Raw genomic sequence first — 15,836 nt, forward strand, 5'->3', positions numbered from 1 at the left:
GCGAAGCCGAGAGTGGGGGAGGGACGGGCAGGGGCGGCGGGGGCGACTTATCAGGTTGCTGTCAGTCCGCCGCACGCCCCCGCATACCGCAACCGCTGTATGCGGAAATCCCCCCGTACGACCGTGGGATGGCACACACCTCCCCCCGAAGATGGCCCTGGGCTGTCACTGTTTCCCCGTACCGTTGACGCATGGATCTTCGACTGCCCGGACTCCGGCGGGCACTGCTGCGGAGGCCGCGACGGACCCTCGCCGCCGCGGCCGCCGTCGTGGTGATCGCGGGGGCCGGCACGTGGACGGCCACCGCCTCGGACGAGGCCGTGCCGGTCAAGCGCACCGACCAGGTCATGGACACGGCCGAGGGCGTGCGCATCGACACCTCGTACTTCACCTCCGGCTCGGACGACCGCCGCCCCGCCGTCCTCCTCGGCCACGGCTTCGGCGGCGACAAGGACGACGTACGTGGCCAGGCCGAGGACCTCGCCCGTGACGGCTACGCGGTGCTGACCTGGTCGGCCCGCGGCTTCGGCGAGTCCACCGGCAAGATCGGGCTGAACGACCCGAAGGCCGAGGTCGCCGACGTCTCCCAGCTGATCGACTGGCTCGCGAAGCGCCCCGAGGTCCAGCTGGACAAGGACGGCGACCCGCGCGTGGGCGCCGCCGGCGCCTCGTACGGCGGCGCGATCTCGCTGCTGGCCGCCGGGTACGACGACCGGGTCGACGCCATCGCCCCCGCGATCACGTACTGGAACCTCGCGGACGCCCTGTTCCCGAACGGCGTCTACAAGAAGCTGTGGACCGGCATCTTCTTCAACACCGGCGGCGGCTGCGAGAAGTTCGAGGCCGAGCTCTGCGAGATGTACGAGCGGGTCGCCGAGTCCGGTGAGCCGGACGCGGCGGCGGTGAGGCTCCTTCAGGAGCGCAGCCCGGAGGCCGTCGGCGACCGCATCAAGGTGCCCACCCTGCTGATGCAGGGCCAGACCGACTCCCTCTTCCCGCTCGCCCAGGCCGACGAGGCCGCCAAGGCGATCGAGGCGGGCGGCGCGCCGGTGGAGGTCGACTGGATCTCCGGCGGCCACGACGGCGGCGACATGGAGACGAGCCGCCTGCAGTCCCGTGTCAACGCATGGTTCGACCGTTACCTGAAGGACGACAAGGGCGCGGACACCGGTTCGGCGTTCCGCGTCACCCGCACCCTCGGCGCCGGCTCCGGCGACGGCGAGACCCGACTGAGCGGTACGACCGACGACGCGTACCCGGGCCTCACGAGCGACCGGCAGTCCATCGCCCTCGCCGGACGCGAGCAGAGCTTCAGCAACCCGGCCGGCGCCAACCCGCCCGCCGTGTCGGCCCTGCCCGGCCTCGGCTCCGCCGCCGGCGGCCTGGCCCAGCTGTCCTCGCTCGGCGTCAGCATCTCCCTCGACTTCCCCGGCCAGTTCGCCGCGTTCCAGTCGAAGCCCGTCGCCGACGACCTCCAGATCACCGGCTCACCCACGGCCACGGTCCATGTGAAGTCGACCAGCGAGGACGCCGTGCTCTTCGCGAAGGTCTACGACGTCGGCCCGGACGGCAGGTCGCAGGTCCTGCCCTCCCAGCTCGTCGAGCCCATCCGCGTGGAGGGCGCCAAGTCCGGCAAGGACGTCGAGCTCACCCTCCCGGCCATCGACTACCAACTGGACGACGGCCACAGCCTCCGCCTGGTCCTCGCCTCCACCGACCTCGGCTACGCCTCCCCGGCCGCCCCGGCGACGTACACCGTCTCCCTGAAGGGAGACCTGGAGGTGCCGACGCCGCTCGGCGCGGCCGACCGTACGGGCGCCCTGCCCGCCTGGGTCTGGTACATGCCGATCGGCGGCGCGGTGATCGCGGCCGCCCTGCTGCTGACGGGACGGCGCCGCATCGCGACCCCGGCCCCCGACCCGGCGCTGGCCGAAGTCCCGCTCCAGATCACGGACTTGAGCAAGAAGTACAAGAACGGCGACCGGTACAGCGTCCGCGACCTCTCCTTCCGCGTGGAGAAGGGCCAGGTCCTCGGCCTCCTCGGGCCGAACGGCGCGGGCAAGACGACGACCCTGCGCATGCTGATGGGGCTGATCCAGCCGGACGGCGGCGAGATCCGCGTCTTCGGCCATGCGATCGTGCCGGGCGCCCCGGTCCTCTCCCGGGTCGGCGCCTTCGTCGAGGGCGCGGGCTTCCTCCCGCACCTGTCGGGCCGCGAGAACCTGGAGCTGTACTGGCGGGCCACCGGCCGCCCGGCCGAGGACGCCCACCTGGACGAGGCCCTGGAGATCGCCGGCCTCGGCGACGCGCTGGCCCGCGCGGTCCGCACCTACTCCCAGGGCATGCGCCAGCGCCTCGCCATCGCCCAGGCCATGCTCGGCCTGCCCGACCTGCTCATACTCGACGAGCCGACGAACGGACTCGACCCGCCACAGATCCGCGAGATGCGCGAGGTCATGATCCGGTATGCGGCGGCCGGCCGTACGGTCATCGTCTCCAGCCACCTGCTGGCGGAGGTCGAACAGACCTGCACCCACCTGGTCGTCATGGACCACGGCAAGCTCGTCCAGGCGGGCCCCGTCGGCGAGATCGTCGGCTCCGGCGACACCCTGCTGGTCGGCACCTCCGTACCCGTGGAGGAGCCCATCGTCGAGAAGATCGCCGCACTGCCGGGCATCGACTCGGCCGTGCGCACCGACGACGGCCTGGTCGTCCGCCTCGACGCCGGCGGCAGCGCGCGGCGCCTGGTCGCCGAACTCGTACGGCTGGAAGTGCCCGTGGAGTCGGTGGGCCCGCACCGCCGCCTCGAAGACGCCTTCCTCACTCTGATCGGAGAGTCCGCATGAGCACGCTGACCGAGCGCGCCGAACGCGACGACCGTGCCGAGGACGGCCGGCACGGCGGGCAGGGCGAGCCCGGTGGTCGCACAGAGCCCCCCGTCGAGGTCGCCGACGGCTACCGCGCCGGCCGCACCCTGCCCCTCAGGGTCGAGCTGGTCCGGCAGCTCAAGCGCCGGCGCACGATGATCATGGGCGGCGTCCTGTTCGCCCTGCCGATCATCCTGCTGATCGCCTTCCAGATCGGCGGCACCCCGGGCGAGGGCAACAGCCGGGTCAACCTGATGGACACGGCGACGGCGTCCGGGACGAACTTCGCCGCGGTGAACCTGTTCGCCGGCGCGGGATTCCTGCTGGTCATCCCCGTCGCGCTGTTCTGCGGCGACACGGTCGCCTCGGAGGCCAGCTGGTCCTCCCTGCGCTATCTCCTCGCCGCTCCGGTGCCCCGCGCCCGCCTGCTGTGGTCCAAGCTCGCCGTCGGCCTCACCCTCAGCCTGGCCGCGCTGGTGCTGCTGCCGGTCATCGCCCTCGCCATCGGCACGGTGGCCTACGGCTGGGGCCCGCTGGAGCTGCCCACGGGCGGCGAGCTGGCTCCGGGGGCCGCCGCCCGGGCGCTGTTGATCACCGTGGCGTACATCTTCGTGTCCCAACTGGTCACCGCCGCCATGGCGTTCTGGCTGTCCACCCGGACCGACGCCCCCCTCGGCGCGGTCGGCGGCGCCGTCTTCATCACCATCATCGGCAACGTCCTCGACGCGGTGACCGCCCTCGGCGACTGGCGCGACTTCCTGCCCGCGCACTACCAGTACGCCTGGCTGGACGTCGTCCGCTCACAGCCCGACTACTCCGACATGATCCAGGGCACGTCCCTCTCTATAACGTACGCACTCGTCCTGTTCGCCCTGGCCTTCCGCGGTTTCGGCCGCAAGGACGTGGTCTCGTAGGTCACCGGAAGATCACCCACCGGTCTCGACCGGCCCTGGTCGTGGCCGCTTCGAGACGCATCCGCAACACCCCGTAGCGCACATCCGGGCCCCCTCCGCCGTCACAGTCACAACAGTCGCCCACAGAAAGGCGACAGCTGACTGACGAGGGGGCCCGGATGCGTTCGTATCGCAGGACACTCAGGACAGGACCGACACGACGGCGGCTGAGCACAGGGCTCCTCGCCCTGGGCACGGCGGGCGCCCTGCTCCTCACCGGCTGCGGTCAGAGCGGCGACAGCGGGCGCGGCGACTCGTCGGCGTACGACCGCGAAGGGGGCGGCAACAGCACGGGAGGCTTCCCGGCCCCCGCCCCCGAGGGCACCGACACCGGCGAACAGCGCGGCGAGCAACCGGACGACGAGTCCCGCGACATCGCCCCGTCCCCCGACTACCTCTCCACCTTCGCCCTCGACGTCGACACCGCCTCCTACGGCTACGCCCGCCGCACCCTGGGGGACGGAACCCTGCCGGACCCCACCACGATCCGCCCCGAGGAATTCGTCAACAGCTTCCGCCAGGACTACGAACGCCCGGGCGGCGACGGCTTCTCGGTCACCGTCGACGGCGCCCGCACCAACGATGACAACTGGTCCCTGGTCCGCGTCGGCCTCGCCACCCGCACCGCCGGGGACGACGGCGAACGCCCGCCCGCCGCGCTCACCTTCGTCATCGACGTCAGCGGCTCCATGTCCGAACCGGGCCGCCTCGACCTCGCCCAGGACGCCCTGCGCACGATGACGGACCGACTGCGCGACGACGACTCCGTCGCGATCGTCACCTTCAGCGACGAGGCCGAGACCGTCCTGCCGATGACCCGCCTCGACGACAACCGGGGCGAGATCCACGACGCCATCGACAGCCTGGAACCCACCGACTCCACCAACCTCGGCGCGGGCGTCGAGACCGGCTACGAAACCGCCGTCGAGGGCCTGCGCAAGGGCGCGACCAACCGCGTCGTCCTCCTCTCCGACGCCCTCGCCAACACCGGCGACACCGACGCCGACACCATCCTCGAACGCATCGGCACCGAGCGCCGCGAGCACGGCATCACCCTCTTCGGCGTCGGCGTCGGCAGCGACTACGGCGACGCCCTCATGGAACAGCTCGCCGACCAGGGCGACGGCCACACCACCTACGTCTCCACGGAGGAGGAGGCCGAGAGGCTCTTCTGCGAGGAACTCCCGCGCCACATCGACCTCACCGCCCGCGACGCCAAGGCCCAGGTCGCCTTCGACCCGGAGACGGTCGAGGAGTTCCGCCTGATCGGCTACGACAACCGCCAGGTCGCCGACGAGGACTTCCGTGACGACCGAGTCGACGGCGGCGAGGTAGGCCCCGGCCACACCGTCACGGCCCTGTACGCCGTCCGCACCGAGCAGAACGCCACCGGCCACCTCGCCACCGCCACCGTCCGCTGGCTCGACCCCGACACCCGCACCCCGCACGAGGAATCGTCCGACATCGAGGCCTCCACCCTCCACGACGACCTCTGGGCCACATCACCGCACGGCCTCCAAGTAGCCGCCGTAGCCGCCTACTTCGCCGACGCCCTACGCCAAGGCGACAGCCGCTGGTCCGACCTCCCGAGCAGCCCGACGCTGAGCCAACTCTCCCACCGCGCCGAGGACTTGGCCCGAGACCGCGAGGACAAGGACCTGTACGACCTGGCTGACGCGATCGAGAGGGCGGACGAGTTGCTGACGTAGCGCAGCGGCACCCGGCGAACGCCGGTGAGCGAAAACCCGCCCCCGCCCGTAACCGTACGAGTGGGTTCGGGAGACACGGACGAGCCGGCACCCCGGAATGACCCGAACCCATTGAAAATTCCTTACGCATCGGTAAGTTAACTCGTCAGTAATGAAACGGTCGTCGGCCTCGGGGAGCTGCCATGGGCGTACGCAAGGACCTGAACCAGGCGAGACAACGCACCGACCTCGCCGAACGGATCAAGGTCGAAGTCGTGAAGGACGCCCACGGTGTCGTCCGTGAGGCCCGCACGCCCGCGCTCGCACCCCGCGCGACCAGCGGCAGCATCGCCGACCTGCCCTTCGTCAACGCCACCGAGGCCCCCGACGCCGTGATCCTGCGCCGCGCCGACGACCACGGCGACTGGCACCCGGTCACGGCCGCCGCCTTCGCCCGCGAGGTCACCGTCACCGCCAAGGGGTTGATGGCCGCCGGTCTCGAACCGGGCGGCCGGGTCGCGGTGATGTCCCGCACCCGCTACGAGTGGACGGTCCTCGACTTCGCCATCTGGGCGGCCGGCGGCCAGTCCGTCCCCATCTACGCCACCTCCTCGCCCGACCAGATCGAGTGGATCGTCCGGGACTCCGGCTCCCGCTTCGTGATCGTGGAGACCCCGGAGAACGCGGCCGCCGTCGCCACCGCCACCGATCGCCACACCCAGCCCCCGCACGTCTGGCAACTCGACGAAGGGGCCCTGCCCCAACTCGCCGACCTGGGCCGGACCATCGCCGACGAGGAGGTCACCAAGCGCCGCGCCGCCCTCACCCCCGACACGGCCGCGACCATCTGCTACACCTCCGGCACCACCGGCCGCCCCAAGGGCTGCGTCCTCACCCACGCCAACCTCCACGCGGAGGCCGCCAACACGGTCGAACTGCTCCACCCCGTCTTCAAGGCGGTCACCGACCAGGTCGCCTCCACCCTTCTCTTCCTCCCCCTGGCCCACATCCTCGGCCGCACGATCCAGATCGCCTGTCTGATGGCCCGTATCGAGCTGGGCCACAACCCCAGCATCAAGCCCGCCGAACTGCGACCCGCGCTCAAGAGGTTCCGCCCCACCTTCGTCGTCGGCGTCCCCTACCTCTTCGAGCGGATCCACGCCACCGGCCGCGCCACCGCCGAACGCATCGGCCGCGGCGCCTCCTTCGACCGCGCCCACCGCATCGGCGTCCGCTTCGCCGAGTCCTACCTGGACAAGTTCCTGGACCGAGGCCCCGGCCCGACCCCGGGCCTCTACGCCGCCTGGGCCCTGTACGACCTGCTGGTCTACCGCCGCGTCCGCAAGGAACTCGGCGGCCGCCTCCGCTACGCCATCAGTGGCGGCTCCCCCCTCGACCGCGACCTCAACCTCTTCTTCTACGCCGCCGGCGTCATCGTCTACGAGGGCTACGGCCTCACCGAGACCACCGCGGCCGCCACCATCGTGCCGCCCCTCAAACCCCGCCCCGGCACGGTCGGCCAGCCCGTCCCCGGCACCGCGATCCGTATCGCCGACGACGGCGAGGTCCTCATCAAGGGCTCCATCGTCTTCGGCACCTACTGGAACAACCCGGTCGCCACCGACGTCGCCCTCACCGACGACTGGTTCGCCACCGGCGACCTCGGCGCGCTCGACGAGGACGGCTACCTCACCATCACCGGCCGCAAGAAGGACATCCTCGTCACCTCCGGCGGCAAGAACGTTTCCCCCGCCGTCCTGGAGGACCGCCTGCGCAGCCGCCCCCCGGTCGGCCAGTGCATCGCCGTCGGCGACAACCGCCCCTACGTCGCCGCCCTCATCACCCTCGACCCCGAGGACGTCAGCCACTGGCTCCACGTCCGCGGCATGTCCCCGGACACCCCGCTCTCCGAGCTCGTCGACGACCCCCGCATGCGCGCCGACGTCCAGAAGGCCGTCGACTACGCCAACCAGGCGGTCTCCCGTGCCGAGTCGATCCGTGAGTTCAGGCTGGTGGAAGGCGAGTTCACCGAGGATAACGGCCTGCTCACCCCATCCATGAAGGTCAAACGCCACGCGGTGACGACGGCATACGCCCACGAGATAGAGGCGCTGTACCGGGGCTGACGCCCTTTCACACTCGGCCCCCCTGTGTTGCATGCCTGATACGGCAGTGGTCATATCTCCCCGAAAGCACCTGAAGCACCACCTGGGAGGACTAATGCCCCATCGCATGCTCCATTCGGCGGCCGCCGTGACGCTGGCTTCCGCGTCGCTGCTGGCCGCCATGCCGGCGCAGGCCGCCGCGCAGCAGGCGTTTCCCTGCTCAGTCGGCGTCCAGAAGTTCAGCAGCACCGTGACCAGCAGGGCCACCGTCAACCTCTGGTGCGCCGAGGCCCGGACCGTCACCACGACCATCACCGCGGACGGCGTCGAGGTCGTGACGTTCCAACAGACCGTTCAGGCCAACGTCCAACAGAGCGTCAGCGTCAATGTGCCGAGGCCCGCGAAGGTCTGCGCCAAGGTGACGAGCGGCAGTGACAGCACCGAGATCTGCGCTCCCTGACGGCGCGCCTCCAGGCGTCGTCCGCAACGGCCTTAAATCCTGCGGAAGTTGACTAATACACCCAATCGGATGTGTCGGAAATGAGGGGTTAAGTGAGGTGCGTGTTATCGTCTGTGACCAGTCGGGCACGGTCCGTAAGGAGGGTCGTGTGCGTGAGAAAAACGGAGACAGCATGCACAAGCTGAAGAAGGCTGCGGCCGTGGCGGCCATGGTCGGCGGCATCAGCCTCGCCGGTGGCGGGGTCGCCAGCGCCGGCGACTACGACGACCCGTACCCGTACCCGGGCGTGGCGATCGAGAACCTGCAGGTCGTGGAGTGCGACCAGACGTTCGAGCCCAACACCTCCGCGATCACTGGTGGTGCCGCCGGTGGTGACAACCAGACGAACGTCGGCAACTTCTGCACGGTCGTCGGTGAAGTTGAGGACTGATTTCAGGACGTCATGACGAGTCGGGTCCCGCGCCCTCGGTGTGGACGGCAAGCCGGACAGCGAGCAGGAACTGCATCTGCCGCTGGGCTACAAGTGGGTGGTGTGGGACCACACCGACACCAAGATCAAGCTCACCAAGGGCGCGCACACCCTCACGCTCGCCGCGAAGAGCGCCGACGGCAAGCGCGCCACCAAGGGTGACGCCATCGTCGACCGCCTCACCCTCACTCTGCCCCAAGCTTCGGCCGCCACCCAGGTGTACGAGGGCGAGCTGGCCTGGCTCAGCGGCGGGGCGCGCCCCGTCTACCAGCCGGCGAAGCCGGCGGCAACGGGATCGGGCGCGGCCCGGCTCGCCAAGGGCCAGACCGCCACCTTCTGGGTCTACTCACCCGCCGACCGCGAGGCCACCCTCACCATCGACACCCTCAGCGGCACGGACGCCCGGCTCTCCGTCAACGAGCACAAAGTCCTGCGCCTGACCAAAGACAGGAGCAGCGTCGCGGTCTCCCTCTCCGGCGGCGTCAACAAAGTGACACTGACCGGAGGTTCAGCCACGACCCTCGTCGACCGCCTCACGGTCACACCCACCAACGGCACACTCAAGGCACGTACGTACAAGGCGCAGGACGCCGAGCTCGCGGGCACTGCCACGCTGACCCCGCTCTCGCTGGCCACCGACGGCACGGCGATCACGGGCATCGGCGGGGACCCCGGCAACGGCAACACCGCGACGTTCACCGTCACGGCCGACCGGGCCGGCCTGCACGCGCTGCGCGTCCGCTACTCCAACCCCGAGCAGTCCAAGGCCACCCACTACAACCCGGACCCCGTCGCCCGCCACACCGACATCACCGTCAACGGCGGCGACATGCGGCGCGTCGGCTTCCCCCACAGCTTCCACGCGAACAACTTCTGGGAGCTGACCGTCCCGGTCCGCCTCCAGAAGGGACAGAACACGATCACCTTCCGCTCCGAGGAACTGCCCAACTTCGACGGCACCACCTACGCCTCGGACACCTTCCCCGGGGTACTGCTCCGCTCCCGCTACGCGCCGCTGATCGACCGGATCACCGTCGCCCCGTACGCGCGGCAGGTCCGCTGAGGTAATGCCGTAAGCCGCTTCGCCGCAACGGGCGTCGGCCGCCTGCGACTTCCATCGGCGATACCGCCGACCAGCACCGAGCCGCCATGCGCGGGCGGCGTGGGCGCGGTCGCCGCCGGTCGTCGACACGACGGTGGGCGGGCGTATGCGGCCCGCGGCTCCTCGCCGACGAGCGTGATCGTTCCGTCCCAGCCCTGGCGCCGCAGCTCGTCGACAGCGGTCACCCCGGCGAGGAGCCGCCAACCACAACCGCCCTCATCCGACAGTCCTCAGCGCAGCCACCGGACAGGGGTGGGTGGCTGCCTCGGCCCGCTCGGCCAGTGCCTCCGGGATGTCGTCCAGCAGGACGGTGACGACGCCGTCCTCGTCGAGCCCGAAGACCTCGGGCGCGGCCTGTTCACAGCAGCCGAAGCCGTCGCAGCGTAGCGGCCCTCGTCCACGTCGATGTGCACCACGCAGCAACCATCGGCGGGGGGCCGACGCGGGGCTATTGGTGAGATTACGGTGTGGGTACCTGGTTCTCCGCCATCCAGGCCGCGACCTGCGTACGGGAGCTGAAGCCCAAGGTCATCGGTCGTGGTGCCCTCCCTGGCACCGACCGCCTCGGCCGTGTCCAGGCCGAAGCCGCCGGCGAACACCGAGAGCCGGTTCCACAGCAGCCGCTCGGCCGGGGTGCACATTCCGGCCGTCGGCGCTCCTCCTGACCCTCAGCTGCCCTCGGCTGGACATCGTTGCCGGTCAAACAGCTGCGTGCGTTTGCGAAAAGTCAGCACACGTACGTGCGTACTTCGTATGTCTTGACACCCACTGCCTGGCTCCGGTCGCTGCTGGTCATGCAACCACGCGGTAGTACGTCCCGCCCGTTACCCCATCCACCCCGGTCTCAGCCGGTCCGCCCCTGCTCGCGCAGCACCCCGGAGACATCGGGCGCCCGGTAGTGGTCCCCCTTGAGCACCTTGCCGTCGGCCCGGCGGACGACACGGCCGTCGGGTCCCCGCTTGGTCATGTTGGAGCGGTGGATCTCCGCGATCACCTCATCGAGATCGATGCCGTGGACGAGAGCGGTGCCGTACGCCACGTACACGACGTCGGCCAGCTCGTGCGCCAGCCGGTCCAGCGAGCCCTCGACGGCCACCTCGGCGACTTCTGCGGCCTCCTCCGCCAGCAACTCGCCGCGGTGGGCCGCCAGTTCGGGCGAGACCTCGGTCGGCGCGGTGCGGGCGTCGAGCCCGAAGGCCAGGTGGAACTCACGGACCAGGTGGGCGGGAGAGGGACGCATACGGCGACCCTATCGAGGCCCTGCGGCGGCCATATCGAGGCCCGATGCGGCGGCCGTATCGAGATCGTGTGCGGCAACTACGGCGAGACCGCTGCGGCGCCCCGACAGACCCGTCTCCCTCGTGAGGTCCTGTCACCCACACCCCTTTGTGGACTATGGCATTCTGACGCCTCATCAGTATCGGGGGCCGCCCTCGAAGGCGGTGACCGGGGTCCGTACCCTCCGTTGAGTCTTCAAGCATGACCCCGAAACGATTGAGGACCCACCGTGACAGTTCCCCCCACCTCCCCAACGCACCGGGCCAAGTCCCGAGTGACCCGCAGCACCGTGATCGGCGCCGCCGGCGCGGTCGCCGCCGGTGCCGTGATCACACCGACCGTGATGGCCACGACGAACGACACCGACCCCGCCGCGGCCGGGACGGACGACACCAAGGCCGGTACGACGACCGAGACCTTCCCGAAGACCCGCTCCGAGACCGCGACCGGCCAGGCACCCGTAGAGACCGCCATCCCCATCGGTTACGTGGGCCTCCGCTGGGGCGGCACCGACGAGACCACCGGCGGCGGCATCCGGCTGCGGGACGCCGACGGCAGCCAGGGCGCCTGGAAGCCGCTCGGCGACGGCGGCTGCTCAGTGGCCAACGGCGGCGGTCTGCTGATCGCGGCCGACCAGGCCTCGGGCTACGAACTGAAGGCGCCCGACGGGGCCACCGGACTGCGTTCGGTGGCGCTCGACTGCACACACGGGCCGGACCGCAAGGTGAAGGTACCGAGCGACCCCACGCGCGTCCGAGGCGTCCAGTACCTCTCCCGGGCGGCCTGGGGCGCCGACGAGTCGCTGCGGTTCAAGCCGGACGGGTCGGAGAACTCGCCGACCGCCTTCTACCCGTTCCAGACCATCACCGTGCACCACACGGCCGGGGCCAACGACGCCCCGGACCCGGCCGCCACGGTCCGCGCGATCTACCATCTGCACGCCATCACCAACGACTGGGGCGACATCGGCTACCACTTCCTCATCGACGAGGCGGGCCGCATCTACGAGGGCCGCTACTCCGGTGAGGACGGGATGCCCGCGCACGACGCTGACGGCAAGGTGGTCACCGGCTTCCACGTGGGCGGCTTCAACTCCGGGAACCTCGGCATCGCGCTGCTCGGCACCTTCACCGAGCAGGGCCCGAAGGAGGCGGCCCGCCAGGCGCTCACCCGGCTCGTCCGCGTCCTGGTCCGGCTGCACGGCGTCGACCCGCAGGCCCGCGTGACGTACACGAACCCCGTCAACGGCACGCAGAAGGAGGTCTCGGAGATCAGCGGTCACCGGGACTGGATGTCGACGGAGTGCCCCGGCGAGGTCATGTACCAGGAGCTCGACCGGCTTCGTACGGCCGTGGCGACCGGCCGCTGACCCTTCTCCGGCATCCGGCATCCGGCACCGGGCTCGCGCTCGACGGGCCCGGCACCGGAGACCACTGCCGTACACGCGCGTGCGCGCCGGAGACCACTGCCGTGCGCGCCGGAGACCACTGGCCGTGCGCGCCGGAGGCCACGCATCGCACGCGCGCGTGCCGCACAGGAGACCAGCGCCCTGCACGCGCGCGTGCGGCCCGCCCGACATCACCCCCTTGTCACGAGCTCGCACCGGATGGGCCAGGTCCTGGCCGCCCCTCGGGATGACCTGGCAGGATCTCGGCATGGTCCAGGTACTCCCCCGCATCGGCGGGCGTCGCGCGCTACTGGGCTCGGCGGCCTTGCTGGTGGTCCTCGGGCTGCTGGCATGGTGGCTCTGGCCGCATGAGGAGCCCCCGAGCGGGACGGTCACGCTCAGCACGGGAGCCGAGCGGGGCGTCTACCAGGAGTACGGCACCCGGCTGCGGACGGCGATCGCCGACGACATGCCGCGCCTGAAGATCGACCTGGAGCCCAGCAACGGCTCCCAGGAGAACGTCAGCCTGGTGGCCCACGGGCAGGCCGACTTCGCCATCGCCGCGGCCGACGCCGTGCAGGCGTACCTGGACGACGGCAAGCCCGGCGCCAGCCGGCTGCGCGGCCTGGCACGGCTGTACGACGATTACGTGCAGGTCGTCGTCCCCGCCACCTCACGCATCCAGACCATCGCGGACCTCAAGGGCAAGCGGGTGGCCGTGGGGCCCGAGGGCTCCGGAGTGCGGCTGATCTCCGAACGTCTGCTGGCGGCGGCCGGCCTGGACATCGACAAGGACATCGACCCGCGGGACGACACCATCGGTACGAGCCCCGGCGCACTCCGCGACGGCAGGATCGACGCCTTCATCTGGTCGGGCGGCCTGCCCACCAGGGGCCTCACCGACCTCGCGGATGACGGCTACGAATTCCGGTTCGTCCCGATCAGTGGCGCCCTCGTGGCGAAGCTGCACGACCAGGGCGGGGTCTTCACCCACTACCGGGCATCCGTGATGCCCGCCGACGCCTACCCGGACATCCTCGACGGCTCCACCGTGCCCACCCTCACCGTGGCGAACCTGCTCATCACGCGCGACGACATGGATCCCCGGCTGACGGAGTGGCTGACCCGCATGGTCATCAAGAGCCGGGACGCGATCGGCCAGGAGGTCCACGCGGCCCAGGTGGTGGACCTGCGCACCGCGATCTACACGGACCCGCTGCGGCTGCACGAGGGCGCGCGGCGGTACTACACCTCGGTCAAGCCATGACCACCGGCCGGTCATGCCCGCGCACCGGAAGCAGCCGGGAGTGGCTGAAGTAGCTCGACGAAGCCGGAAGGCCTCTCAGGCCGCCGGACGCGACCTGGGCACCGTCACGGTCACCTTCAGTCCGTGCGGCTCGTGGTGGGCGTACGAGATGGAGCCGCCGCCCGCCGCTATGAGGGCCCGGGAGATGGAGAGCCCGAGGCCCGAGCCCTTGATGTTCTGGTGGGCGGTGCTGCGCCAGAAACGGTCGCCGACGCGTTCCAGTTCCTCGTCGCTGAGCCCGGGGCCGCCGTCGGTGACGACGACCGTGCAGAGGTCGCCGTTCGTGGCGACCTCGACTTCGACGGTCTCGCCGGCGGGCGTGAACTTCAGCGCGTTGTCGATCACCGCGTCCAGGGCACTGGACAGGGCGACCGGGTCGGCCCAGGCCGTGGTGGCCGGGCAGGTGCCGACCAGTGTCACGCCCTTGTCGTCGGCGACCGGCGACCAGGAGGCGACCCGCTCGGCGGCCAGCTCGCCCACGTCGGTGAGGCGCAGGTCGGACTCGGCGTGCTCGGCGAGCGCCAGGTCGAGCAGGTCGTCGAGGACCTGGGCGAGGCGCTTGCCCTCGGTCCGCACGGAGGCGATCTCCGCGTTGCCCTCGGGCAGCTCGAGGGCGAGGAGGTCGATGCGCAGCAGCAGCGCGGCGAGGGGGTTGCGCAACTGGTGCGAGGCGTCCGCGACGAAGGCGCGCTGCTGCTCCAGTACGTCCTCGACGTTGTCGGCCATCTCGTTGAACGACCGGGCCAGGCGCCGGAGTTCCGGCGGACCGCTGGCCACCGCGACCCGGGACTTCAGCCGGCCGGAGGCGATGGCGTGGGTGGTGACGTCGAGGACGCGGACCGGCTTGAGGACCCAGCCCGTCAGCCGCAGCGCGGCGCCGACGGCGAGCAGCATCGCGGCGATCTCGCCCGCGCCGATGACCAGCCAGCCGCGCAGGATCTTCGAGCGCATCTGGTCGGTGGGCGAGTCGGTGACGACGACCGCGACGACGTCACCGTCGTGGATGACCGGGGACGCCACGACGAGGCGGCCGTCCTGCCAGGGCCACACCTGTTCCGGATCGTGCGGCCGGCGCCCCAGCAGCGCCTCCTCGAACGCGTCCTTGCCCTCGCCCTCCGTGGGCACCCCCCAGTCGTAGGGCGCGTTGGCCATGGGCGGCCGGTCCTCGGCGCGGTAGAAGACGCCGGCCTTGATGCCGTACACACGGAAGTACTGATCGAGTTCCCGCTGCAGGGTCGCCTGGCGGCCGTCGGTCGTGTCGTCCAGCCGCGAGCCACTGGGTGAGTCGGTGACGAACTGCGCGAGGGCCGCGAAGCGCGCCGTGTCGTCGATACGGTCGACGACCACCTCCTGCTGCCGCGCCGCCGCCAGACTCACCGCCAATGGCATGCCGAGTGCCAGCAGCACGGCGGCCATCAGGACGATGAGCAGCGGAAGAAGACGAGTGCGCACCCGCCGAACGCTACGGCGTCGGGGCCACCAGCCGGTAGCCGACCCCGCGCACCGTCTCGATCAGGGCGGGCATGCGCAGCTTGGACCGCAAGGAGGCGACATGCACTTCCAGGGTGCGCCCCGTCCCCTCCCAGCTGGTGCGCCACACCTCGCTGATGATCTGTTCCCGGCGGAACACCACCCCGGGCCGCTGGGCCAGCAGCGCGAGCAGATCGAACTCCTTGCGGGTCAGCTGGACGACCGAACCGTCCACACTGACCTGACGCGTGGGCAGTTCGATGAGCACGGGCCCGAGGCGCAGCCCCGCGTCGCCGGGAACCACGGCCTCGTCGGGGGCCCTGCGCCGGGCGACGGCATGGATACGGGCGAGCAGTTCGCCGGTGTCGTACGGCTTGACCACGTAGTCGTCGGCCCCGAGGTTGAGGCCGTGGATCCGGGAGCGAACGTCGGAGCGCGCCGTCACCATGATCACCGGGGTGCTGGTGCGCTTGCGGATCTTGCCGCAGACCTCGTAACCGTCCTGGTCGGGCAGGCCGAGATCGAGCAGGACGACGCCGAAGCCGTTCCCCTCCGGGACGAGCGCCTGGAGGGCCTCCTCGCCGCTGCGGGCATGCGTGACGTCGAAGCCGTGCCTGGCCAGGACCGCGGACAAGGCGGCCGCGACGTGATTGTCGTCCTCGACGAGGAGCAGCCTCATTCCGGCCCCCTCCGGTTCGGTCGGTCGTAAACGTTCGGTCATACGTACGGTCTCGACTGGCACACATTACGC

The 15,836-nt window shown here is 70.7% G+C and carries 13 protein-coding genes and 1 pseudogene; 10 read left to right on the plus strand and 4 right to left on the minus strand.

The window, feature by feature from the left end; all coding sequences use genetic code 11:
* The first annotated feature begins 191 nt into the window (after positions 1-191).
* The 7 genes and pseudogenes from CES90_RS39765 to CES90_RS39795 form a co-directional block, all read left to right on the plus strand.
* A complete protein-coding gene (locus CES90_RS39765; protein ID WP_189787817.1) occupies positions 192-2,846 on the plus strand; it encodes an alpha/beta fold hydrolase in 2,655 nt (884 codons plus the stop codon).
* Complete coding sequence (locus CES90_RS39770) at positions 2,843-3,781, plus strand: ABC transporter permease (protein ID WP_229914411.1); 939 nt, start codon at positions 2,843-2,845, stop codon at positions 3,779-3,781. The genes CES90_RS39765 and CES90_RS39770 overlap by 4 nt, the downstream gene beginning before the upstream one ends.
* Before the next feature lie 158 nt (positions 3,782-3,939).
* Positions 3,940-5,529, plus strand: coding sequence for a vWA domain-containing protein (locus CES90_RS39775; protein ID WP_189787816.1), 1,590 nt, complete (start codon positions 3,940-3,942; stop codon positions 5,527-5,529).
* A 182-nt stretch (positions 5,530-5,711) separates the two neighbouring features.
* Positions 5,712-7,634, plus strand: a complete 1,923-nt coding sequence (locus tag CES90_RS39780; RefSeq protein WP_189787815.1) for an AMP-dependent synthetase/ligase — start codon at positions 5,712-5,714, stop codon at positions 7,632-7,634.
* 106 nt (positions 7,635-7,740) lie between these two features.
* On the plus strand, positions 7,741-8,073 hold the full coding sequence (locus tag CES90_RS39785) for a hypothetical protein (protein ID WP_189787814.1): 333 nt from the start codon (positions 7,741-7,743) through the stop codon (positions 8,071-8,073).
* Between the two features lie 148 nt (positions 8,074-8,221).
* Complete coding sequence (locus CES90_RS39790; RefSeq protein ID WP_229914410.1) at positions 8,222-8,503, plus strand: hypothetical protein; 282 nt, start codon at positions 8,222-8,224, stop codon at positions 8,501-8,503.
* Between the two features lie 34 nt (positions 8,504-8,537).
* Positions 8,538-9,605: pseudogene (locus tag CES90_RS39795) on the plus strand (LamG-like jellyroll fold domain-containing protein); the annotation flags it as partial.
* Positions 9,606-9,860: 255 nt separating this feature from the next.
* Here CES90_RS39795 and CES90_RS39800 read toward each other — a convergent pair.
* Positions 9,861-10,067, minus strand: a complete 207-nt coding sequence (locus tag CES90_RS39800; RefSeq protein WP_229914413.1) for a ferredoxin — start codon at positions 10,065-10,067, stop codon at positions 9,861-9,863.
* Between the two features lie 44 nt (positions 10,068-10,111).
* Between CES90_RS39800 and CES90_RS39805 the strand changes: the two genes are divergently transcribed.
* On the plus strand, positions 10,112-10,309 hold the full coding sequence (locus tag CES90_RS39805) for a hypothetical protein (RefSeq protein WP_189787851.1): 198 nt from the start codon (positions 10,112-10,114) through the stop codon (positions 10,307-10,309).
* A 179-nt stretch (positions 10,310-10,488) separates the two neighbouring features.
* On the opposite strand, the gene CES90_RS39810 is transcribed toward CES90_RS39805, so the two are convergent.
* Positions 10,489-10,884, minus strand: coding sequence for a pyrophosphohydrolase domain-containing protein (locus tag CES90_RS39810; protein WP_189787852.1), 396 nt, complete (start codon positions 10,882-10,884; stop codon positions 10,489-10,491).
* A 267-nt stretch (positions 10,885-11,151) separates the two neighbouring features.
* Between CES90_RS39810 and CES90_RS39815 the strand changes: the two genes are divergently transcribed.
* Both CES90_RS39815 and CES90_RS39820 read left to right on the plus strand, forming a co-directional pair.
* A complete protein-coding gene (locus CES90_RS39815) occupies positions 11,152-12,291 on the plus strand; it encodes a peptidoglycan recognition protein family protein (RefSeq protein WP_189787853.1) in 1,140 nt (379 codons plus the stop codon).
* Between the two features lie 286 nt (positions 12,292-12,577).
* Positions 12,578-13,576: a TAXI family TRAP transporter solute-binding subunit gene (locus CES90_RS39820; protein ID WP_189787854.1), complete on the plus strand. Its 999-nt coding sequence runs from the start codon at positions 12,578-12,580 to the stop codon at positions 13,574-13,576.
* 75 nt (positions 13,577-13,651) lie between these two features.
* Here CES90_RS39820 and CES90_RS39825 read toward each other — a convergent pair whose 3' ends face one another.
* Positions 13,652-15,067, minus strand: a complete 1,416-nt coding sequence (locus CES90_RS39825; protein ID WP_189787855.1) for a HAMP domain-containing sensor histidine kinase — start codon at positions 15,065-15,067, stop codon at positions 13,652-13,654.
* Between the two features lie 10 nt (positions 15,068-15,077).
* Positions 15,078-15,764 (minus strand): response regulator transcription factor, encoded by a 687-nt coding sequence (locus CES90_RS39830; RefSeq protein ID WP_189787883.1) that lies wholly within the window; start codon positions 15,762-15,764, stop codon positions 15,078-15,080.
* Positions 15,765-15,836 lie beyond the last annotated feature (72 nt).

It is taken from the genome of Streptomyces capitiformicae (genome assembly GCF_002214185.1).
Classification (GTDB): Bacteria; Actinomycetota; Actinomycetes; order Streptomycetales; family Streptomycetaceae; genus Streptomyces; species Streptomyces capitiformicae.

Coding starts and splice junctions, on each gene's coding strand:
- CES90_RS39765 (WP_189787817.1), top strand. CDS start 192: ATGGATCTTCGACTGCCCGGACTCCGGCGGGCACTGCTGCGGAGGCCG.
- CES90_RS39770 (WP_229914411.1), top strand. CDS start 2,843: ATGAGCACGCTGACCGAGCGCGCCGAACGCGACGACCGTGCCGAGGAC.
- CES90_RS39775 (WP_189787816.1), top strand. CDS start 3,940: ATGCGTTCGTATCGCAGGACACTCAGGACAGGACCGACACGACGGCGG.
- CES90_RS39780 (WP_189787815.1), top strand. CDS start 5,712: ATGGGCGTACGCAAGGACCTGAACCAGGCGAGACAACGCACCGACCTC.
- CES90_RS39785 (WP_189787814.1), top strand. CDS start 7,741: ATGCTCCATTCGGCGGCCGCCGTGACGCTGGCTTCCGCGTCGCTGCTG.
- CES90_RS39810 (WP_189787852.1), bottom strand. CDS start 10,884: ATGCGTCCCTCTCCCGCCCACCTGGTCCGTGAGTTCCACCTGGCCTTC.
- CES90_RS39820 (WP_189787854.1), top strand. CDS start 12,578: ATGGTCCAGGTACTCCCCCGCATCGGCGGGCGTCGCGCGCTACTGGGC.
- CES90_RS39830 (WP_189787883.1), bottom strand. CDS start 15,764: ATGAGGCTGCTCCTCGTCGAGGACGACAATCACGTCGCGGCCGCCTTG.